Genomic DNA, 22,979 nt, shown 5'->3' with positions numbered 1-22,979 from the left:
CTAATAGGAGAGCATTCCTGTTAATATGAAAAATTAAGTTAGTTTTATATACGGTATTAACGATTATTCTTTCCACACAACGTGATATTCTCGGTTTTCTTCTTCGTGAGAAATCAAGAATTTCGCAAATACATCATCCATTTCATCTTGGTCATTGACCAAACCAACCCATACTTCTGCGAAAGCATCAGGATCGATGAGTGTACCAATTTCTTCATCCCAATTATCGGCAGTTTCTACCATTTCAACTGCACCGCGATCTTCAAATTGTAGATTAAATAATAAGATATCGGCAGGATCTAAATTTTCTCCTGCCATTTCAAGGAAAATATCGTAAGCAATATCAATTGCCTCATCTGGAGTTAATCTTTTCATAAGGTTCTCTTTAGGTTTAAATAGAATTTACTTGAATTAAACGGCTGGTTACCATTCCCGCTGATTTTTCTTTAATGATTTGCCAATTTTCGGCTAAAAGTAAAGGTGGATGATTTTTCTCGGTTTCTACATAAATTAACGCATTTTCTGCCAACCAATTATTTTGCTGGAGCAAAGTCAATACATGTGGGACAAAATTGTGATGGAATGGCGGATCAATAAAAATAATCTTGAAAGGCTCAGTACTGTTTTTTTGCGATAAATAAGTGAGCGTATCGGTGTTAATCACTGTACCTTTATCCGTTTTTAAACTGGCTAAATTTTTCTTTAATTGCTGAGCAGCATTAGCAAATTTTTCTAAAAAAACGACCGCTTGTGCTTGACGAGAAAGGGCTTCAAGCCCAAGCGAACCACTGCCCGCAAAACAATCTAAGCATCGAGCATTCGCCACATCCATCATCAACCAGTTAAATAACGTTTCCTTTACGCGGTCGGTTGTCGGGCGTAACCCCTCCGCATTGAGCACGGGTAATTTCCGACCACGCCATAAGCCAGCAATCACACGCACTTCGCCCATTGCTTTTGAGGTTTGTTTTTGCGGTTTTGAATTTGGTGTTTTTCGCATAATAAAATTGAAAGTAAAAAGAGGTTTATTTTAGCCTAGAGAACGTAGAAAGGTCTAGTTTCTTAACTAGACCTTATGAACTATCTTAACAACCGTTGGCTATTTAACACCACCGTAATAGATGACATCGTCATCGCAACAGCGGCGATCATTGGGTTGAGTAATGTGCCCGTAAAGGGATAAAGCACACCTGCAGCAACAGGGATGGCAATCACATTGTAGAAAAATGCCCCTGTCAGGCTCTGTTTCATATTGCGAAGTACATGTTTTGAGAATGGTAGAATTTCTGCAATTGGTTCAAGCCCTGCTCGTAAGAGTGAAAGATCGGCGGTTTCAATCGCAATATCTGAGCCTGAATGCATCACAATTCCCACATTGGCTTGGGCAAGAGCAGGAGCATCGTTAATGCCATCGCCCACCATCGCAACTTTTTTGCCTTGTTGTTGTAACTGCTGGATTTTCTCTGCTTTTTGCTCTGGCAAGACATCTGCAATTACACCATTTAAGCCTAACTCTTTGGCGAAATAATCAGCTGTCGATTTTCTATCGCCTGTGAGCATATAGCATTGGTAGCCTTCCGACTGAAATTTGGCGATGACTGCTTTACTTTCCACTCGCAATTCATCCGCAAGTGTGAAGACTGCCGCGAGCTGGTTGTTCACGCGTAAATAAATTTGAGTTGAACCATTATGGGCTTGCAAATTAAGTGAAGAAATCAACCGTTCATCAAGTTCCAAGAACGCTAAATTTCCCATTTTGACCATCTGACCATTCCATTCACCCGCAATACCTAAGCCTTTCACCACATTGATATTGCTGATTTCAAGGTTTTCTGCTTGTTCGGCAAATCGCACAATGGCTTTAGCAATTGGATGAGAAGCCTGCTGTTCCAAACTTTTGGCTAAGCCCAATATTTCGTTTTCATTTCCTTGCAAGGCGGTAAATTGGGTGACAGTCATCTCACCTGTGGTAAGCGTTCCTGTTTTATCAAACACGAGCGTATCGATTTCACTGCTGGCTTGCAAAGCATCAATATTTTTGACTAATACGCCCATTTCTGTTGCACGTGCAACGCCTGCGATGGTAGACAGCGGAATCGCCAAACCAAGAGCACAAGGGCAAGCGATAATCAGCACCGTAGTAAAGACTGATAACGTAAAGGCAAAATCTTTGCCAAGTGCAAGCCAAATCAGACTGCTAATTAGGGCAATTATCACAACTACAGGCACGAAGATAGATGCTATTTTATCTACCAAGTGTGCTAATGGCGGTTTACTACTTTGTGCGTGGCGAACGGCATTGATGACCCGTGCCAATGCGGTTTGCGAGCCTACTTGCTCGGCTTTGTAAATACCAGAACCGTCTTGAATCAGCGTACCAGCGTGGACTTTATCGCCTACTTTTTTCTCAACAGGAAAGGCTTCGCCCGTGAGCATCGATTCGTCCACCCAAATCACGCCTTCGGTTAATATGCCATCAACCGCAAGTCGGTCGCCCGTCAAGGCTTGCACCAACATTTCAGGTTTAATACCTTTCACGGGAATAGTTTTTGCAATCCTCTCTTCAAAAATGACCGCTTGTTTTGGGGCTAAATCAAGCAATTTCTCAAGGGCAAGCGATGAGCGTTGTTTTGCTTTCAGCTCTAAAAATTTGCCTAAATTGATAAAGCCTAAAATCATCACACTGGCTTCAAAATAGACGTGGGCATGTACTTGCGGGAAAAGCAACAAACCGAACGAATAAAACCACGCGACACCTGTGCTCACCGCAACGAGCGTGTCCATATTTGCTGCTCGATTTTGTAGGCTTTTCCACGCACCGATAAAGAAATCTTTACCTGAAAAATACATTGTCGTAAGGCTAACAAAGGCAAGTGCAAACCAAGTAAGATGATTGCGTTCAGTGACCATCATACCGATAAACATTCCCACAACCATTAAGTCAAAACCAACAATTAACGCCAAAGCAAACTGCCATTTTTTATGACTTAAAATGGCTTTGGTTTGGGCTTGTTGTTTAGTACGACGTTCTTCTTCGCTTTCCAACATTTCTGCACCAAAGCCCATTTTTTCGACTGCTTGAACCATCGCTTGAGGATCGGCATTCCCCTCTACGAAGGCAGTTTGATCGGCAAGATTGACTGAGGCAAAATTGACTCCTTCAACTTTGCCAAGTGCTTTTTCAACACGGCGAACACAAGCGGCACAATGCATGCCACTAATTAAAAGTTGGGTTTCTGAGTTAGACATTGTCTCCCTCCTTATTACAAAGTCGCTTCAAAACCCATTTCATCTACTGCATCAATCAATGCTTTTGGTTCAGGATTGCCTTCAACAATCGCTTGTTGTGGTTCGAGAGAAACACTCACGCTTTCCACGCCTGCAACTTCACGCAAGGCTTTTTCTACGCTTTTCACGCAGTTTCCACAATGTAAACCGTCTAATTTTAAGATGATAGCCATAATAAACTCCTGTTAAATAGTGAATGACAAATCAAAAGATGGGGTATATGCTAAACCTTAACCATAGGTTAAAGTCAAGAAGAAAAATGAATATTAGTCAAGCATCGAAAAAAACGGGGCTTTCCGCCAAACAAATTCGTGATTATGAAAAAGCGGGCTTATTACCGAGAGCTTGTCGAAGTGAATCAGGCTATCGTATTTATACCGAAGCCGATTTGGAACGATTGCATTTTATTTGTAATGCGCGCAAAGTAGGGTTTTCTTTGGCTCAAATCACACATTTATTGGCATTAAATGATGACCCGCATCGTACCAGTCGCGAAGTAAAACAGCTTACCGAGCAACATATTTTAGCGTTGGAACAGAAAATCCAAGATTTACAGCAGATGCTGACGTTATTGAAAGGTTGGAACAAAACTTGTTGCGGAAATGACAATCCAGAATGTGCCATTTTAAGCGGATTGCACAAATAACCGCTAAAATTAACTTGAATTTACATAACTTGACCGCATTAACTTAGCCTTTCTAGGCAAATTAACATATAATACCACCTGATTTTTTAGGTATTTTTAATGAGTTTATTTAATCACTTTCATCGCAAACCATTATTGTCGCAGTTCCTTTTAGGAATTCTTGCGATTTTTTCGTTGCCTGAAATTCAGCCTTACCCTGAAAGTGAACAAACCATCCTAAATCAACCGCTTGTTCAAGCTATTACTGAAGAAACTAAGCAAGAACAGCACTTGTTTCTAGCAGAAATTAAACCTGAAAGCCTTACAAATGCAGTGCAAGCGGTCGAAATCCCCCTATTTTTTGCAAAAGCTTTCCATTTTGATGGTGATTTAAACCATCCTATTCGAGCAGGTCCTATGTTGTTTATCGCTTAATTTTTATGTATTCACTCAAACAAAATAAGGATAAACAATGATTTCAAGAGTATTAACCGCAGTTTTCGGTTCAAGCAACGATCGTACATTAAAACGCTTGCGCAAAATTGTTGCAAAAATCAACAAATTAGAACCTGCCTTTGAGCAACTTTCAGATGAGCAATTACAAGCGAAAACCACTGAGTTTAAAGAGCGTTTAAGTGCAGGCGAAACCTTACAAGCGATTTTGCCAGAAGCGTTCGCAACCGTGCGTGAAGCGAGTAAGCGTGTGATGGGAATGCGTCACTTTGATGTGCAATTGATTGGCGGGATGGTATTGACTGACCGCAATATCGCAGAGATGCGTACAGGTGAAGGTAAAACCTTAACGGCGACATTGCCTTGCTACTTAAACGCATTAACAGGCAAAGGCGTACATGTCGTGACCGTGAACGATTACTTAGCACGACGCGATACGGAAACTAACCGCCCATTATTTGAATTTTTGGGAATGAGCGTTGCCGTGAACGTACCAGGTATGTTGCCAGTGGATAAACGTGAAGCTTACAAAGCTGACATTACTTATTCAACCAATAGTGAATTAGGTTTCGACTACTTACGCGACAACCTCGCCCACGATAAAAATGAGCGTTTCCAACGTGAATTGCATTATGCGTTGGTAGATGAGGTGGACTCAATCTTAATCGATGAAGCACGTACGCCATTAATTATTTCAGGGCCTGCGGAAGATGCGACCCAAATTTATCAAGCGATTGACCAAGTGATCCCACATCTGACTTTCCAAGAAAAAGAAGATAGCGATGAATATACGGGTGAAGGCGACTACACGCTTGACTTAAAAAACAAACAAGCACATTTAACCGAACGCGGTATGGTGAAAGTGGAAAACATTTTAACGCAAATGGGCTTAATGCAAGAGGGCGAAAGCCTTTACCAGCCAGCTCGCATTGCGTTGTTACATCACACTTATGCGGCGTTACGTGCACATAAATTGTTCGAAAAAGATGTGGATTATATCGTTGAAAATGGTGAAATCGTGATTATCGATGAGCATACAGGCCGTACAATGGCAGGACGTCGCTGGTCTGATGGCTTACACCAAGCGATCGAAGCCAAAGAGCACGTAAATATTCAAGGCGAAAACCAAACTGTTGCCTCTATCACTTACCAAAACTACTTCCGTTTATATGAAAAATTAGCGGGGATGACAGGTACAGCAGATACAGAAGCCTTTGAATTCCAACAAATTTATGGCTTGAACACGGTGGTGATTCCAACTAATAAACCAATCTTACGTAAAGACCATACAGACTTAATGTTCAAAAGTGAGCCAGAAAAATTTTCAGCGGTAATCAAAGATATTCAAGATTGTATCGCTCGTAATCAGCCTGTATTGGTGGGTACGGCATCGGTTGAAAAATCAGAGCTACTTTCTCGCGAATTAGACAAAGCAGGTATTAAACACAACGTATTAAATGCGAAATTCCACGCACAAGAAGCGGAAATTATTGCTGATGCAGGCTTACCAGGTGCGGTAACCATCGCAACCAATATGGCTGGTCGTGGTACGGATATTGTGTTGGGCGGTAACTGGAAAGCTGAAGTGGCGAAACTAGAAAACCCAACCGAAGAGCAAATCGAAGCAATCAAAGCAACGTGGAAAGAACGCTATGAAACCGTAATGGCAGCAGGTGGTTTACATATAATCGGGACAGAACGCCACGAATCACGTCGTATCGACAACCAATTGCGCGGTCGTTCAGGCCGTCAAGGTGACCCTGGTTCATCACGTTTCTACTTATCATTGGACGATCCTTTAATGCGCATTTACCTCAACGAAGGCAAGCTCAATATGATGCGTAAAGCCTTTACTGAGGAAGGTGAAGCGATGGAGTCAAAACTGCTGACTAAAGTGATTGCTTCTGCGCAAGCGAAAGTAGAAGCACATAACTTTGATGGTCGTAAAAACTTACTTCAATACGATGATGTAGCGAATGAACAACGTAAAGTCATCTACGAACAACGTAATTATTTACTTGAAACAGACAACGTTTCGCCAATGGTGGACACCATCCGCGATGATGTTTTCAACCAAATCATTAGCCAGTACGTTCCTCCACAATCTATCGAAGAAATGTGGGATATTGAAGGCTTAGAAGTGCGTTTAGATCGCCAATTCGGAATGAAATTACCAATTCAACATTGGTTAGAAGAACCAGATCTGCACGAAGAGACCTTACGTGAACGTATTCTGAACATTGCGAAAGAAGAGTACAAAGCGAAAGAAGCCATTGTAGGCGAAGAAGTGATGCGTAACTTTGAAAAAGGTATCGTATTACAAACTCTCGATGAACTTTGGAAGGAGCACCTTTCTGCAATGGATTACCTCCGCAAAGGGATTCACTTACGCAGTTATGGTCAGAAAGATCCGAAAAACGAGTACAAAAAAGAGTCGTTTGCTATGTTTACTGAAATGTTAGATCTGCTTAAAACCAACGTCATCAGCGTATTAAGCCGTATTCAAGTGCGTAGTCAAGAAGAGGTTGCTGCAGAGCAACAAGCTGCTCAACAAGCACAAGAAGCAACAGAGGCTGAACAAGCAGTAGATATGGACAACCTGACTGAAGAGCAATTAGCGAACTTACATATTAGTCGCAACGATCCATGCCCTTGCGGTTCAGGCAAAAAATACAAACATTGCCACGGTAGTAAAGCGAAATATGCGTAAGCATTAATTTGAGCTAGATTGACTTTCATATTGTATAGGCGGGGTTTATCCCCGCCCATTCATTATTTCGGGTTATCTTTACGCTAAATAGTTTCTATATTTGAATGCCATTTTTTATTATTTTATAAACTCACTTTATGACAACACTTACCGACAAAGAAAAAAAACAAGCCTACAATCTTAACAAGCTACAAAAGCGTTTACGCCGTAATGTGGGCAATGCGATTGCCGATTTCAATATGATTGAAGAGGGCGATAAAGTCATGGTCTGCCTTTCGGGCGGGAAAGACAGCTATACGCTTTTAGATATTTTGCTTAATTTAAAACTCAACGCGCCAATCCATTTTGATGTGGTGGCGGTGAATTTAGACCAAAAACAACCCGGTTTCCCAGAGCATATTTTGCCCGAATATTTAGCTAGCATCGGCGTGGAATATAAAATTGTGGAAGAAAATACTTACGGTATCGTAAAAGAGAAAATTCCAGAGGGAAAAACAACTTGTTCACTCTGTTCGCGTTTGCGTCGTGGAATTTTATATCGCACCGCCACAGAACTTGGTGCAACTAAAATTGCACTTGGGCATCATCGCGATGATATGCTCGAAACCCTCTTCCTAAATATGTTTTATGGTGGTAAATTAAAGTCGATGCCACCAAAGCTGATTAGCGATGATGGCAAGCAAATAGTGATTCGTCCGTTAGCTTACTGCAAAGAGAAGGACATTGAAAAATATGCGGAAGCAAAGCAATTCCCGATTATTCCGTGTAACTTATGTGGTTCGCAACCGAACCTTCAACGCCAAGTAATCAAAGAGATGTTACAAACATGGGATCGCCAATATCCAGGGCGAATTGAGACGATGTTTAGTGCTTTGCAAAATGTCACCCCATCACATCTTTGTGACCCGAATCTGTTTGATTTTAAAAATATCAAACACGGACAAGTGATTGAAGGCGTAGAAGGCGATCTTGCTTTTGATAAGGAAGAAATGCCTGTAATTCCTGTTGGTGCAGGAATTGATGAAGACGAACACGAATTTGCGCAGGAAGGGTTGATCCAATTTAAAGCGGTTTAATTTGGATTAAACTTTGCAAAATGCAAACAACTTAGATTAAGAGGATTTTTTATGTTTTCAAACGAAGTAGTGATTTCGATCATTACGTTACTCGTATTAAGTTTAATGCGAATTAACGTGGTCGTTTCACTGATTATTGCAGCCTTGGTTTGCGGGGCAATCGGCAATTACGGTGTCGATAATGCCACGCTTTTCCAAGCATTAGAGAAGACCATCGGTAGCTTTACAGGCGGTTTAGGTGGCGGTGCTGAAACTGCAATGAACTATGCCATACTTGGTGCATTTGCAGTGGCATTATCCCGCTCAGGTGTAACTGATTTATTAGCTTACAAAGTGATTTCTCACTTTGGTAAACGCCCTTCTGGTCGTTCAGTGTTCTGGTTCAAATACATTATTTTATTTGTATTAACTGCTTTTGCAATCTCGTCTCAAAACGTGATCCCAATTCATATTGCGTTTATTCCCATTGTTGTACCTCCGCTTTTGGGTGTGATGAACCAATTAAAAATTGACCGCCGTGCGGTGGCTTGTGGTTTAACTTTTGGTTTAACTGCAACTTATATGCTTATTCCCGCAGGTTTCGGACAAATCTTTATTGAGAGCATTTTAGTCAAAAATATCAATAATGTAGGCTCGCAATTCGGTTTAGTCGCAACCACTGCTGATATGACCAAAGCGATGTTTATCCCTGTGCTTGGTATGATTTTAGGCTTGTTATTTGCTTTCTTCGTCTCTTACCGCAAACCGCGTAATTATGCTGAAGTGCAAGAGAAAAATGCAGACGACATTGCCGAACGTGTAGCACATGTAAAACCATTCCACATTTGGTTAAGCGTTTTTGCAATCATCGCAACATGTACAACGCAATTAGCGACGAATTCAACAATTATGGGCGGTTTAGTTGGTTTAGTGATTTTTGCTTTAGGTGGTGTTTTCAAACTTAAACAATCGAACGACATCTTCCAAGATGGTTTACGTTTAATGGCAATGATTGGCTTCGTAATGATTGCAGCTTCTGGTTATGCTAGCGTAGTAAACTCAACAGGTGGCGTAGCAGAATTAGTAGAAGGCTTACGTGGTGCAATTGATAGCAAAGGTACTGCTGCATTCCTAATGCTTGTTGTTGGTTTATTCATCACAATGGGTATTGGCTCATCATTCTCAACCGTGCCAATTATTACCTCTATTTACGTGCCTTTGTGTGTGGCTTTCGGTTTTTCACCACTTGCAACAATGTCTATCGTTGGCGTTGCCGCTGCACTTGGCGATGCAGGTTCACCAGCTTCGGACTCAACCCTTGGTCCAACATCAGGCTTAAATGCTGATGGTAAACACGACCATATTTGGGATTCAGTTGTGCCAACCTTTTTACACTTTAATATTCCGTTGTTAGTGTTTGGTTGGATTGCGGCAATGACGTTGTAATTATTATAATGTAATCATTTACTGGGGCGTGTTGCACACGCCCTTTTATTTCGTTCAATATATAAAAATATTCCGAAAAGGCTATTTATGAAATTTATCTCTTTTAATATCAATGGTTTACGTGCTCGACCACATCAACTTGAAGCTATTATCGAAAAACATCAACCCGATGTCATTGGCTTACAAGAAATCAAAGTTTCAGACGAAGATTTCCCTTATGACTTAGTTAATCACTTAGGCTACCACGTATTCCACCATGGGCAAAAAGGACACTACGGTGTGGCACTTTTAACCAAAAAACAACCGCTTGCGGTGCGTAAAGGTTTTTCAACTGATAGCGAAGATGCACAAAAACGAATGATTATGGCAGATATTGAGACAGAGTTTGGTGTACTTACTGTGTTAAACGGCTATTTCCCACAAGGTGAAAACCGCAAGCATGAAACTAAATTTCCAGCGAAAGAAAAATTCTATGCGGATTTGCAAAATTATTTAGAAACCGAATTGAAACCTGAAAATCCGATTGTTATTATGGGCGATATGAACATCAGTCCAACAGATTTAGACATTGGAATTGGTGAGGTAAATCGTAAACGTTGGTTGCGTGATGGAAAATGTTCCTTCTTGCCAGAAGAACGCGAATGGTTAGAGCGTTTACAAGGTTATGGATTAGTAGACACATTTCGAGCAATGCACCCAGAAGTAGATGATAAATTCTCATGGTTTGATTACCGTTCAAAAGGCTTTGACGACAATCGTGGTTTACGTATTGACTTGGTACTTGCTTCAAAACCATTGGCGGTACGTTGCGTAGAAACTGGCATTGACTTAGAAATACGAGCAATGGAAAAACCTTCTGATCATTCTCCTGTTTGGGCGGTGTTTAAGTAATCTATTTCTAGGCATAGTAGATAAAATAAAACAGGAGCGACGCTCCTGTTTTATAATTCAAGATATATTATCTCTGTCCTAAAGTAATAATATGCTTATTCGTTGCAATATTTGCTGCGACCCAGCCAATAAAAATACACATTACGACAATTAAAAAGATTTCACTGAAATCTAAACCTGTTAGCGTAAATTTCATTGTGAACATATCCGTTACATATTTTACGATATTGACTAAATAGCTAATGATAACTGAGCTAAATAAGATTGCTAATAAACTACCCAAAAAGCCGTAAATCATTCCTTTGTATAAAAATGGACGAGCAATGAAATGATTAGTCGCACCTAAAAGCTGCTGAATTTCAATAGAAGCACTGCTATTTGCCACATCAGTACGTACTACATTACCAATTACTAAAAAGACAGCAATCATCATCAATAACGTACAGAGTGTGCCAACGCGTGCAAAAAGCCAGGTTAAAGCAGTTAATTTTTCTAACCAACTGTTATCTAATCTCACTTCCTGCACACCTTTAATGCTTTGCAGACCGTTGCGAAGTATCAACATTTCTTCGTTGTTGGCAAAGGCTTTTTTCGGTTTAAGTACTACGACGGCAGGAAGCGGGTTATCCTCAATAATATCTAAGGCTTCGGCAAATCCAGACCATGCTTGGAAATCCTCTAAGCTCTGCTGACGTGAGATAAAATTCAGATTTTCAATTTTATCGGTTTCGAATTGATGAATTTTTTGTACGACAATATTGGCTTCGTTATCCGACAGATTTTTATTGAGATAAATAGTTAATTCAGGCTCAGGGTAAAATTCTGTTGCTGCGTGGTTGATGTTTTTCCATAATAGATAGCTAACAATGGGAATGGTCAGCGATGATGCAATAACCAATACCGTTAAAAACGTACCTAGCTTGCGTTGTATTAAATCCTGCCAAACGGCTCGCAAGATATAGCACGTCTGTGCACCTAATCGTGTATTCAATAAAGAAGCCATTTTCAGTCCTTTTGCTTAATTCATTTGTAGATGCCCTTGTTCTAACACAAGGCAAGGTTTGGGGCGTATTGTAATGATGTTGGTGTCATGGGTTGCCACAATCACCGTCGTACCTTGTTGATTAAACTCTTCAAACAGACGGAAAATCTCAAACGACAGTTTTTCATCTAAGTTGCCCGTCGGCTCATCGGCAAGCAGTAAAATTGGGCGATGCACAATCGCACGAGCGATGTCTACGCGTTGTTGTTCCCCACCAGAAAGATGATGCGGGAAGTAGTTTTCTTTACCCACTAATCCCACTCGAGCAAGTGCTAACTTTGCTTCGCGTTCAACAATTTGTTGGTTCATTCCCTGAATAATCAAGGGTAATGCCACGTTATCTAAAATGTTTCTATCTGTTAGCAGGCGATAATCTTGGTGTACCATTCCAATTTGGCGACGCAAAAATGGTAATTCGTGTGAGGCAAGGCGGGTAATATCATAGCCGTTAAACTCAATACTCCCACCATTGGTACGTTCAATACCCATAATTAGTTTTAATAACGTACTTTTCCCTGCACCAGAATGCCCCGTGAGATACGCCATTCCGCCTTTTGGAATATGAAAGCTGATACCTTGCAGTGCCGCTTTATTTCCTTTATAAACTTTATTGACATTACTAAATTTGATCATTGTTTTGCCTTTATTTTGTTTTTATATTGTGCAACTATTTTTCTTCTTCGTGACTAAACAGGGCTTCGATAAACTCTTCTGAATTAAACGGACGCAAATCGTCAATTTTCTCACCCACCCCGATAAAACGAATTGGAATATTAAATTGATCCGCAATAGCAAAAATAACGCCTCCTTTTGCTGTGCCATCTAATTTAGTAAGCGTAATACCTGTTAAGCCCACCGCTTCATTAAAGAGTTTTGCTTGGCTAATCGCATTTTGACCTGTGCCAGCATCTAAAGTGAGCATAATTTCGTGTGGGGCAGTTTCATCATATTTTTTCATTACACGCACAATTTTTTTTAGCTCATCCATCAAGTGATTTTTATTTTGTAAACGCCCTGCGGTATCGGCAATCAATACATCAATATTTCTTGCTGAAGCGGATTGCATCGCATCAAAAATCACTGAAGCTGAATCGGAACCACTAGATTGTGCAATCACAGGAATATTGTTACGTTCACCCCAAACTTGAAGCTGTTCAACCGCTGCAGCACGGAATGTATCACCCGCAGCAAGCATCACAGATTTACCTTCATCTTGGAATTTTTTCGCTAATTTACCGATTGTAGTTGTTTTACCTACTCCATTCACACCAACCATCAAAATCACATATGGTTTTTTAGTTGTATCAATTTCAAGTGGTTGAGCCACTGGCTTTAGCACATCGGCAAGCTCAAGTTTTAATTGCTGATAAAGTAATTCAGCATCTTTAAGTTGTTGTTTGGTTGCGTGTTGAGTTAAGTTATTGATGATTTTGGTTGTGGTTGGCATACCAAGATCCGCAATCAAAAGCTGCTCTTCCAACTCTTCGAACAGATCATCATCAATTTTTTTACCGCGGAAAAAGTTTAAGAAACCTGAACCAATATTCTGCTTGGTTTTAATTAGCCCTTGAATTAAACGACTAAAAAAGCCTGTTTTATTCGCTGGTTTCTCTTGATATTCATCTTGGGTTTCTTCTTTTACTTTTTCCGCTTCTTCAGCAGTTTCTACAATGTCTTCAACAACAGACTCTGCAATTTCTTCAGAAATTTCGATTGCTTGTTCTGATTCAGAAATAACCTCTGTTTCAAGTTGAGTTTCCTCAACGATTTCATTTTCTTTCAGAGATTCAGCCATTGTGGCAATGTCTTCTGCAATTTCATCCGCTTGCAAATTCTCATTCGAATTATGATGAGCTGTATCAATAATAGCTACGCTCTCCTCTTTTTCTTCTTCGAAGGATTGTTCGATTTTCTCTTCTAACTCCTCAATAATATGCTCAGCAACATCCAATTTTTCTTCAACAAAATGTTTTGCTTCATCTAATTTTTGTTCAATAAATTCGCTTACTATTTCGTGTTTTTCTTCTACAAGCGGTGCATTTTCTGCTATGTTTTGCGAATCTGTTTCAATGGTTTGCTCTTGCGAAACTTGTTCTGTAATTTCTTCTTTTTTCCCGAAGCCTAACCAAGACCAAAAACCTTTTTTCTTTTCCGACATAATCTATTCCAAAATAAATACTAAAAGTGCGTTAAGTTTACCAAAAAAATGATTTTATGAGTATGAAAAATCTTTCTTGATTTTATATTTCTATTTTTCGAAATATGCTCAATTAAGCTATAATACCACCTCCGTGAATGACTACATTTTTAGTCAGAATAATAAACATTAGGAATAAAATGGGCTTACTCCAACTTTTATTTAGCTTTAAAGGACGTTTAAATCGGCAAGGTTTTTGGGTAGGAATTGGCATCAACTTTGCTTTTTTATTTATTGTGGTAAATTTTTTCACCCATTCGACCGCTTTCAACCCGATAATGCTCCCCCCGCTAGGGGGAAGTTTGTATAGTATTCTTTCCATTGCCGTGAAACGCTTACACGACAGAAATCGCTCTGGTAAACATGTCTTTATTTTAGCCGTGCCAATGATTTGCTACTTCATTGCCCCACTTGCAGGTGAAACTAATGCGTGGTTGCTTGGTTTGTTGATGCCGATGTTGATTGGCACGATTGTCTTTTTAGAATGGGGCTTTTTTGCCAGCTTCCCGCAAACCAACCAATATGGTGAGCAAGGATTATCGTTGAAATTAAAATAACTTTTGAAATTAGAAACAGAAATTATGACAGAACAAATTAAATTAAATTATCACAAAACCAAATTTTTAACCTCAGCCCCCGATATTCGCCATTTACCCGAAGATAGTGGCATTGAAATCGCTTTTGCAGGGCGTTCAAACGCAGGGAAATCGACCTCACTTAACGCATTAACCAATCAAAAAAACTTGGCTCGCACTTCAAAAACGCCAGGGCGAACTCAACTTATTAACCTTTTTGAAGTAGAACCAAACTGCAAATTAGTTGATTTGCCTGGTTATGGCTACGCAGCAGTGCCTGAACAGATGAAAATTCAATGGCAAAAAGCATTGGGCGAATATTTACAAAAACGTGACTGTTTGCGTGGTGTTGTTATTTTGATGGATATTCGCCATCCACTTAAAGATTTAGACCAACAGATGATCGAATGGGCTGTTTCGGCAGAGCTGCCGGTGTTATTACTTCTTACCAAAGCGGATAAACTCAGCCAATCAGAACGTAGCAAAACGGTAAAAATGGTGCGTGAAGCGATTTTACCTTTCCAGGGTGATGTGCAAGTGGAAGCTTACTCTGCATTAAAACGTATCGGCATTGACAAATTATCAAGTAAATTAGACCGCTGGTTCACGCCAGCATTTGAACTTTCAGCAGCAGAATAGGAGAACTGAAATGTACAACTTAACCGAATTACGACAAGAAACTGACGAAATTATCGAAAACTTATTAGCTGATGGTTCAGCTCCTGAAGCACTTTATATTATCGAACATCACGTGGCTCACCACGATTTTGATAAGCTCGAAAAATTAGTGGTGGATGCTTATAAACTTGGCTATGAGATTTCAGAAGCGGAAGAAGTGGAAGAAGATGGCAACGTTTTCTTCGTGTGTGATATTGTGAGTGAAATCAACTTAAATGCGGATTTAATTACCGCCCAGCAAAAAGAATTGCTCCCATTGATTGAAAAAGCAGGGGCAGAATATGAAGGTTGGGGCACGTATTTTGAAGATCCGAATGGTGAGGATGATGAATACGGCAACGATGGTGAGTTTTTTGAAGAGCACGATGAAGATTTTGACTTTGATGAAGAAGAAATTGTGCGTCATTAGTTTTATATTGCAATATAAAGAGCGGAGCGTACCTCCGCCCTTATATGTTTTACTACAGACTTATTCTATTTTTCATCCTATCTTAATAACTCCGCAAAATTTCCTTGAGATTTAATCTCTGCAAATTTTCCTTTTTGGATAATCTGTCCTTTTTTCATTACCCAAATTTCATCGCAACTCGCTAAATCTTCAATGCGATGAGTGATCATCAGCGTTGTGTGTTGTTGGCTTAAATGCTGCAAGGCTTGTAGCACTTGTTGCTCAGATTGCAAATCTAAACTGGCAGTCGGTTCATCTAACATCAATAGTTCATAGTCTCTTAGCAACGCTCGAGCGATGGCAATACGCTGAACCTGTCCTCCAGAAATGCCTGCATTGCTGTCTTGCACTTGATGTTCCAAGCCTAAACGGTAAACAAACTCATCCGCTTTAGAAAGCGAAAGGGCTTGTGTAAGGGCTTGTTCTGATACTTCGTAATTGCCCAGCAAAATATTTTCTTTTAATGAACCACGAATAAGCTGAGGGTTTTGCCCCACCCAAGCTAACTTTTCTCGCCATTGGATTAAATTTAATTCACGTAGCTCAATGCCATTGATGGTCACTGAACCTTCATAAGGCAAGAAACCAAGTAGCATATTCATCAATGAGCTTTTTCCTGCTCCACTCTGCCCAACTAAAGCGATATGTTGTTTTTCGCAAATATCAAAATTGAGTGGTTGAGTTAGGCGTTTACTTTGTGGAGAAAGCACCACGCAATCTTTGGCTTGAATAACAAGCGGTTGATTTTTGAAATCTTTTTGCGAAGTTTGGCGAGATAACACCTCTTCATTTAAAAAGGCTTCGATATTATCTGCTGCTGCGATCGCTGCCGCTTTATCATGGTAGAAAACGCCTAATTCACGCAGTGGCTGATAAAATTCTGGTGCAAGCATCAAGCAGAAAAAGCCCGTAAATAATCCAACAGCAACGCCATAACCACCAAAATCTAACTCACCTAAGAAGGTAAAACCAAAATAAACCGCCATGACCGCAATGGAAATTGCTGTAAAAAATTCGAGTACAGCCGAAGAGAGAAATGCCATTTTCAACACATCCATAGTGCTCAAGCGGAACTCTTCGGTGCTTTGGTAAATTTGCTCCGCCTGCTTTTCAGCTTGCCCAAATAGGCGGATCGTTTCTAATCCGCGAAGTTTATCCAAAAATTGACCGCTCATCCTTGAAAGTACGCCAATATTGCGTTGGTTGGCTTCCACAGCTTTAATTCCTGCCAATGCCATAAAAATAGGGAGTAGAGGTAGCGTCGCAAATAAAATAAAGCCTGCAGCCCAGTTGATTGGAAACACTATGCAGAGGATTAAGATGGGTACAATCAGTGATAAAAATTGCTGAGGTAAATAACGAGCATAGAAATTATGCAGATTTTCGACCTGTTCCAGAATTAAATTCGCCCAACTGCCCGTTGTTTTCTGCTGAATAGACATCGGGCCTACAGCTAAGAGTTTTTCAATAATCTGCTGGCGTAAATGTAATCGCAAAGCTTGTCCCGCTTTAAAGCCCATTCTTTCGCGCAACCAAATCAATACCGCTCTGGCAGTGAAACAGCCAAATAATAATCCTATTTCAGCTAGATATTGGTTTGCAGTTTGGTGTTCAATAATTATTTTATGCAACATTAAGGCAATTAATGCCATCTGCCCGATCATAAACAAGGCACTGATTGCCCCAAAGAGCACATTTAACAGCAGGTATTTTTTTACTGTTTTCTGCTGCTCACGTAGCCATTTCTGTATAAATTTTTGTCGTTCTTTTTTCATTTATTTCTTTGTAAATGCTTGACATATTTTTAATCAAAGTCAAAACGATACATTAAATCGATTGCTTGGTTTACACTAGAAATCCATTGTAAATACAATTTTGGTGCGAGATTATAGCGTAAAGTGAGTTCAGTTAAAGGGGCAAAAATTCCCACACTATATTTCACTTTAAATTTAGGGGTTAGGTTTGCACTTACTTCTACTTTAGTATTATCTCCAATGCCTGCTGTACTTACATTTAAATCATTTAACCCAAAAGCACTACCTACTTTCCCAATTGCTTTACTACTTTTAGCTAAACTTAATCCCAGTAATGCTGCTGTCATTGAATTACTCGGGTTACCATCGCCCCCACTATCAAGAGAGCGTCCAGTTAGTACATAAGAAAGAGCATTATTTTGCGACATGGCAGGTTCTGAGAAGACTTTAACTTCAGGGCTATCCGCCAAGCCTATCACTTTTACGCCAGCCGTAATTGAGCTATCTTCCATTGCCTCTGGATTACGGATTGCCTCAATATTCAAACTTGGCTGAGAAGGTAGACCTGCAAAGCTAATTTGCCCTTTGCGGATAATTAAATCTTGCCCGAATGAAGCATATCGCCCTTTGGTTAAATTTACTTGTCCATACAGTCCTAAACCCTGTTTGCCTTGACGCACCGCAATGGTTCCATCTAAATTTGCTTGCAAGCCATAAGCATTGAGCTTCACATCATCGCCAATATGAATGTTAATGTTCGATTTAATTGCCATTCCGCTTGAGGTGGTTTGAGGAATTTGATGCTGTCTCAGAGGGATTTTTTTCTTCATTGAACCATCCATAATCACTTCATCATCGCTCACACTTACCGCACTTTCTGGCAATTCTTCAACCTCAATTCTTGCCCACGGAATATCAATGTTGCCGCCTAATTCAAGCTCTTTTGGTGTGATTGAAACCGAAATATTCGGGCTTACTTCGACTTTTCCAATATTTGGCATACTTACTTTAAAACGATTCGCACGGGCATTAATTGTACTTCTCCACGCATCTAGTTTTCGCCAGTCAGCGGAACCGTCTAAATGCAGATCACTTTCTGGAGTTTGAATGACACCCGAAAGAGTAGAACTCGCTCCGTGAAAATGCATCGCCAAGTGTCCATCGGTAATATCAAACGGCATTGAAACCGATTTCGCACGTAAATTACTCAAGCCCAATTGCCCGTGTAATTGTGGTGCAAGCACATTTCCGCCCATCGTCAATTTCGCATTGATATTTCCATCGACCGATTCTCCTCCCGTTAATAGCGGTTTGATTAAACGAAGCGAAAGCTGATCAATCTCAACTTGTCCAGATAATGTTCGTGACTTGGTAATGTCTTTGATCACTAAATCTGTTGCTAATCGCCCGTTATTTTCAATTCGTAAATCTGTTTTGAGGTTCAGATTATTGTCTGCCAAATGAGCGTTGATTTTAAGTGGGCTCGCAGTAATAGGAAACGTTTTGCCCTCCGATAAAGCTTGCGTAAATTTTAGTCTATGTGAATTGACCTCCAAATTTACTTGCGGTGCTCTGTTTTTAAACCATGCAGCATCACCTTTTGCCGAAAGAATGCCTGATAATTGCGTGCTGTTATCTAAATAGCTTTTTAGCATTGCTAAATCTAATCGTTTGATCTCAAATGGAATTTTTCCTTCTAGCCCCGCATTAAAGGTTTGTGGGAAACAGAGTTCTGCGTGCGAATTTAACCAGCAATGTGGAGACACTTGAGCGTTAATTTGCTGATTGTTGTAGTTCACATTCACAGCTTGATTAGTTTTAAACTTACCTAGTTCTTGGTTTTCAATTACTAATTGGTTAATTTGTCCATTCCACACCTGTTGCAAGCGGTCAAATTTGCCAGAAAGTTGCAAATTAGCAGAGATCGGATTGCCTTTTACATTGAATGTGAGGCTATGTTGTGCCTCCGAGCCTTTCGCATAGAGATCGCCCTTTTCAACTTTAATTTCGCCATAGGCAAATTTTTGCAGAGTTAATGCTACATCTCCTTGAATGGTTTTTTCGGTCGTAACTTTCCCTTTCGCCGTTAAATGTTGTAAATTAAGATCATCATACGCCACATTATTGGCAGTTAGATCGAGCACTAAGTTTGGCTCGCTCACTTTACCCAAAAGCGTTATATCACCTTTGATGCCCGCTTTTAAACGTGGCACTAAACCTTGTAAATTAGGGGCGTTTAGATTGGCGGTAAAGTTTGAATTGTCACCCAACACGCCTTGCATTGCGATGCGATTTTCGCCATAAATCAAGGTTGCATTTGGTACGTTCAACAAGGTTTGATGATCGGACTTCAATTGTCCTTGAAGCTGTAAAGTACGTTGTGAAAGAGTCCCTTTGATGTCCATTTTGGGCACATCTACCGCCCATTCATTGTGCTCTTCCCCGCGAGCGGCATAACCTTTACTTTCAAGATCACCACTTAATACTGCAGCCCAATCTGGAGAGAGAGATTTTGTGTTGATATTATTGAACTGTAATTTGCTTTGCCATTCTATTCTATCACGCCAATCCACTGAGCCAGAAAGCTGAGCTTTGCCGTCTAAAGCGGTTAAATTTAGGTCATCAATGGCAAAATGGGTAATAGTGCCATTACCTTTTAAATTCACACTTGTAGCAGGAATATTCGCTCCCTTCGTATTGCCAGAAAGTGAGAGTTGATAATGGCTCATATTGCCTTGTAAATTCAATGCAACATTATTTAATTTCAGCGGGTCATTTTTATCCTGCGTGATAGCATAGCTTGCCGATGGGATTTTTAGGCTGAGATTAAACGGATTTTTCTCCGTGGTTAAGGCAATATCGCCTGTTAATTCGGCTTGAATTGCCCCTATCGTTTTCACATTTAAGGCAGTTTTCTGGAAAAGATCGCCAGAAAGGGCGACATCGGCATTATCCATAGGAATAGCCGATGAGAAGTTTTGTAAACCTTCTGCGTGTAGTTGCAAATCAAGCGGGTAATCCCCGTTTAGCATCAGCAGCCCTTGTGCGGAAAGATTGCCTTGCTGACTTTTCAGATTTAAACGGCTAATTTCAACCGTTTGGTGATCTGCTTTTGCCTTTAAGGTTGCCTGATCTAAATTAAAAACCTGGCTCGGTTTCTCATCTGGGGTTAATGGCTTTTGAGTGATGTTGATATTGGCTAAATTCAGCTGTTCAATATTGAAATCAAGCGGCAAAACAAGCGGTTGTTTTTTGGTTAAAAATGGCGAATTTAGCGTTTGCTGAATAGTAGCCCAATCAATCGGCTCTTTTGCAGATTGTTCTTCAGATTGAAGCGTTTGTTTCGCCTCTAAATTCTCTGCTTCCATTGGAGCAAGCGAAATTGCCAAGCCACTTAACTCGGTTGGGAAAAGGATAACAGAACGCCCTTTACCTTGAATGCCTGACTGGAAATGATCAAGTTGAATATCTAACTCATCCACTTTTACGCTGATGTTATCCAACGCAATCTTTTTCGCGGTAATCCCAAGCGGTAGGTTAAGTTCGGTAAAAGGCTCGCTTTCTTCTTGAGGTTTAGATGGCGGAAGTTTACTGGTGTCAATCGCAACTTGCATATCTTTTAAGCTCAAGTTTTCAAGGCAAGCATCATATTGCCATAAGCAAGAAAAATCGAAATGTAACTGTGCTAAGCCAGTAGAAACATCTATACCCGCCATTTTGTATTGGGCATTAGTAAGCGTTAGTCCTTCTTGCAAGCTACCTTCAACCTGTTCAATAGAAAGTTCATCTAATAAGCGATCAGCCAAATGAATGACCGAGCGTTGCCCGTAACCTGTAGTAAGATAGCCTATCCCGCCAAACAAAAGTAGCGGAATCCCACACAACACCCAACGGAGAAACTTACCCTTTGTTTTTGGTTTTGTAACTGACTGTTTGCTTTCTGTTTCGCTTGATTTTTCTGTCATTTCTTGTTCTTGCATACTAAAGTTCTGAACCTAATCCAATATAAATTTGCACGCCTTTTTTATTATTTGGCGATTTCACTGGCATTGCGACGTCAAGTTTGATGGAACCAATGGGGGATGCCCAACGCACACCAATGCCTGCTCCTGCATGTAAATCCTTGCGGTTGAATTTGTTGGAAGCTAATCCTGTATCATAAAAAGCTGCAGCCCACCAATCTGGATAAACTTGATATTGATATTCCATCGAACTTGTGGCTAAACGAGAACCACCTATCTGTTTTCCGTTATTTGGATCACGTGGCGAAATATCTTTATAGCCAAAGCCTCGCACACTCATATCTCCTCCTGCAAAATAGAGTAATGCAGGTGGTATTTGTTCAAACTCTTTAGCGTGAATACTGCCCACCTCGCCACGTAGTACAAAGCGGTGATTTTTAAAGTAAGTTCGAATCCAAGCAGTAGAGAGTTTCCAGCTATAAAAATTAACATCCGAAGTCAGATCTTTCAAACCCCAGTTCACCGTTAATTTTTGCGTATCGCCCCACAATGGGAAACGATGCCCATCTGAACGCGTACGATTTAAAGATGCTGTTGGATAAATTAGCAACGTTTTATGAGAAATATTTGCTTGCGTGAAGGAATCGTAGCGTACTTTCAAGCCAGTCGAAAACGACCAGCCAGTCTCACGTGTCCAAAATCGCATTAAGCCCAAAGTTGCAGCGGTTGATTTGGTATCATTTTGATCTTCACGCTCAATCCCACCAGACACTTGGTAATAGTAGTGAATCGGGTTCGCTCGCACAGGAATATTGTAGCCAAATTCTGCAGTCTGTTCAGGCTGAGAAATGTAAGTGCGTGATTCAAAACTATGTCCTCGGCTGTTAATCCAAGGCTTCTTCCAGTTAAATTGCAAACGTGGGCCAACATCTGTTGCAAAACCTAAACCAATTTCCATCTCATTACGCTTACGTGGCTGGAACAGAACATTGAGATCCACCGTTTTTTGCTCTTCATTCAGTTTTGGCTCAACTAATACGGAAGAGAACCAATTGCTTGATGTGTAATCCGAAGTCAGTGTAGTTAAATCATTGCTGTTGTATGGCTCGCCCGTATGGATTTTAAGAATATTCTGTAAATAATCTTCACGAATTTGATTATCGGTAAATTGGATTTCTCCATAGCGATAACGATCACCGCTGTCGTAACCTAATCGCCAATCGGCGGAATGCTCGTTTGGATATACTTCAAGGCGATGATAGAGCCAATGCCCATCAAAATAGCCTTTTTTAAAGGCGAGACCTTCTAGGCTACTTTTGAAATTATCATAAACGCGATGATATAAGGTTACCCCTTTTTTCGGCATGGTAGTGAGCAGCTGTTCAAAATCAGGATCAGTCTTCGCTTCGCCAGTAATCTGTGCATCAGTTTCATTAATTTTGACGGTTTCTTTATCAAGCTCAACATTCAATACCAAAAGTGTTTTTTTTCCTTCACGCGGTTCTAGCATAAACTGATATTTAGTATTGTAAAAACCTTTCGCACGCAAGCCTTTATCGACGGCATTTTTGACTAAATATTGGTAACGATCCGAACCATCGGCATATTCGGGAGCAATTTGAGATAAAAAAATCTGTACATTTGCCCATGCATCTTTATCTCTGTTTGCTATACCTCTGACCTCTAAATCGACTTGAGCTTGTTTGCTATTTTCTGACGGCTTAGAAGCGGTCGAATGTTCTTCTTTTACGATTTCTTCTGCATAACTCAATGAAGAGATTGCCACTAGGCAACAAAATGTTAAAAAACGAAGTTTAAAATGCACGTTATTTCCTTGAAATGCCTAAAATTTAGG

The 22,979-nt window shown here is 40.3% G+C and carries 19 protein-coding genes; 9 read left to right on the top strand and 10 right to left on the bottom strand.

Features of this window, described 5'->3' with window-relative positions:
• Positions 1-63: 63 nt before the first annotated feature.
• The 4 genes from B0185_RS04965 to B0185_RS04950 all read right to left on the bottom strand — a co-directional run bounded on the left by B0185_RS04965 (position 64) and on the right by B0185_RS04950 (position 3,461).
• Positions 64-375, bottom strand: a complete 312-nt coding sequence (locus tag B0185_RS04965; RefSeq protein WP_005706899.1) for an HI1450 family dsDNA-mimic protein — start codon at positions 373-375, stop codon at positions 64-66.
• A 16-nt stretch (positions 376-391) separates the two neighbouring features.
• On the bottom strand, positions 392-1,000 hold the full coding sequence (gene rsmD / locus B0185_RS04960; RefSeq protein ID WP_005706897.1) for a 16S rRNA (guanine(966)-N(2))-methyltransferase RsmD: 609 nt from the start codon (positions 998-1,000) through the stop codon (positions 392-394).
• Positions 1,001-1,080: 80 nt separating this feature from the next.
• Positions 1,081-3,249, bottom strand: a complete 2,169-nt coding sequence (locus B0185_RS04955; protein ID WP_005706871.1) for a copper-translocating P-type ATPase — start codon at positions 3,247-3,249, stop codon at positions 1,081-1,083.
• Between the two features lie 14 nt (positions 3,250-3,263).
• Positions 3,264-3,461, bottom strand: a complete 198-nt coding sequence (locus B0185_RS04950) for a heavy-metal-associated domain-containing protein (RefSeq protein WP_005706874.1) — start codon at positions 3,459-3,461, stop codon at positions 3,264-3,266.
• Between the two features lie 86 nt (positions 3,462-3,547).
• Here B0185_RS04950 and B0185_RS04945 point away from each other — a divergent pair, with 86 nt between their 5' ends.
• From B0185_RS04945 to xthA, 6 genes are all read left to right on the top strand, one after another.
• A complete protein-coding gene (locus B0185_RS04945; protein WP_005706907.1) occupies positions 3,548-3,934 on the top strand; it encodes a Cu(I)-responsive transcriptional regulator in 387 nt (128 codons plus the stop codon).
• 99 nt (positions 3,935-4,033) lie between these two features.
• On the top strand, positions 4,034-4,348 hold the full coding sequence (gene secM / locus B0185_RS04940) for a secA translation cis-regulator SecM (protein ID WP_005706831.1): 315 nt from the start codon (positions 4,034-4,036) through the stop codon (positions 4,346-4,348).
• 37 nt (positions 4,349-4,385) lie between these two features.
• Positions 4,386-7,076, top strand: coding sequence for a preprotein translocase subunit SecA (gene secA / locus B0185_RS04935; RefSeq protein WP_005706870.1), 2,691 nt, complete (start codon positions 4,386-4,388; stop codon positions 7,074-7,076).
• Between the two features lie 137 nt (positions 7,077-7,213).
• Positions 7,214-8,152, top strand: coding sequence for a tRNA 2-thiocytidine(32) synthetase TtcA (ttcA, locus tag B0185_RS04930; RefSeq protein WP_005706792.1), 939 nt, complete (start codon positions 7,214-7,216; stop codon positions 8,150-8,152).
• A gap of 51 nt (positions 8,153-8,203) precedes the next feature.
• On the top strand, positions 8,204-9,577 hold the full coding sequence (locus B0185_RS04925) for a Na+/H+ antiporter family protein (RefSeq protein ID WP_005706862.1): 1,374 nt from the start codon (positions 8,204-8,206) through the stop codon (positions 9,575-9,577).
• A gap of 87 nt (positions 9,578-9,664) precedes the next feature.
• Positions 9,665-10,468: an exodeoxyribonuclease III gene (gene xthA, locus B0185_RS04920; RefSeq protein ID WP_005706809.1), complete on the top strand. Its 804-nt coding sequence runs from the start codon at positions 9,665-9,667 to the stop codon at positions 10,466-10,468.
• 67 nt (positions 10,469-10,535) lie between these two features.
• Here xthA and ftsX read toward each other — a convergent pair whose 3' ends face one another.
• From ftsX to ftsY, 3 genes are read right to left on the bottom strand one after another with little or no spacing between them, the layout of a single operon-like run.
• Entirely contained in the window at positions 10,536-11,471 is a 936-nt protein-coding gene (ftsX, locus tag B0185_RS04915; RefSeq protein WP_005706794.1) for a permease-like cell division protein FtsX, read from the bottom strand.
• A 15-nt stretch (positions 11,472-11,486) separates the two neighbouring features.
• Positions 11,487-12,143, bottom strand: a complete 657-nt coding sequence (gene ftsE / locus B0185_RS04910; RefSeq protein ID WP_005706773.1) for a cell division ATP-binding protein FtsE — start codon at positions 12,141-12,143, stop codon at positions 11,487-11,489.
• Positions 12,144-12,177: 34 nt separating this feature from the next.
• The gene (gene ftsY / locus B0185_RS04905; protein WP_005706878.1) at positions 12,178-13,668 is read right to left on the bottom strand and encodes a signal recognition particle-docking protein FtsY; all 1,491 of its coding nucleotides are present in this window, start codon (positions 13,666-13,668) and stop codon (positions 12,178-12,180) included.
• 179 nt (positions 13,669-13,847) lie between these two features.
• On the opposite strand from ftsY, the gene B0185_RS04900 reads away from it, so the two are divergent.
• Genes B0185_RS04900 through rraB form a run of 3 tightly spaced genes read left to right on the top strand, consistent with a single transcriptional unit; the run spans position 13,848 to position 15,369 of the window.
• Positions 13,848-14,264, top strand: a complete 417-nt coding sequence (locus B0185_RS04900) for a DUF805 domain-containing protein (RefSeq protein ID WP_005706860.1) — start codon at positions 13,848-13,850, stop codon at positions 14,262-14,264.
• Between the two features lie 24 nt (positions 14,265-14,288).
• Complete coding sequence (yihA, locus tag B0185_RS04895; RefSeq protein WP_039863298.1) at positions 14,289-14,921, top strand: ribosome biogenesis GTP-binding protein YihA/YsxC; 633 nt, start codon at positions 14,289-14,291, stop codon at positions 14,919-14,921.
• 10 nt (positions 14,922-14,931) lie between these two features.
• On the top strand, positions 14,932-15,369 hold the full coding sequence (rraB, locus tag B0185_RS04890; RefSeq protein ID WP_005706841.1) for a ribonuclease E inhibitor RraB: 438 nt from the start codon (positions 14,932-14,934) through the stop codon (positions 15,367-15,369).
• Positions 15,370-15,446: 77 nt separating this feature from the next.
• Here rraB and cydD read toward each other — a convergent pair whose 3' ends face one another.
• Genes cydD through tamA form a run of 3 tightly spaced genes read right to left on the bottom strand, consistent with a single transcriptional unit; the run spans position 15,447 to position 22,949 of the window.
• A complete protein-coding gene (gene cydD / locus B0185_RS04885) occupies positions 15,447-17,183 on the bottom strand; it encodes a heme ABC transporter permease/ATP-binding protein CydD (RefSeq protein WP_005706853.1) in 1,737 nt (578 codons plus the stop codon).
• Between the two features lie 29 nt (positions 17,184-17,212).
• Positions 17,213-21,142 (bottom strand): autotransporter assembly complex protein TamB, encoded by a 3,930-nt coding sequence (gene tamB, locus B0185_RS04880; RefSeq protein ID WP_005706784.1) that lies wholly within the window; start codon positions 21,140-21,142, stop codon positions 17,213-17,215.
• 1 nt (position 21,143) lies between these two features.
• Positions 21,144-22,949, bottom strand: a complete 1,806-nt coding sequence (tamA, locus tag B0185_RS04875; protein ID WP_005706857.1) for an autotransporter assembly complex protein TamA — start codon at positions 22,947-22,949, stop codon at positions 21,144-21,146.
• Positions 22,950-22,979 lie beyond the last annotated feature (30 nt).

The organism is Haemophilus parahaemolyticus (assembly GCF_002015035.1).
GTDB lineage: Bacteria > Pseudomonadota > Gammaproteobacteria > Enterobacterales > Pasteurellaceae > Haemophilus_A > Haemophilus_A parahaemolyticus.
Note: the sequence above shows the minus strand (reverse complement) of the source record. Positions and strands in the feature narration are given on the sequence as shown.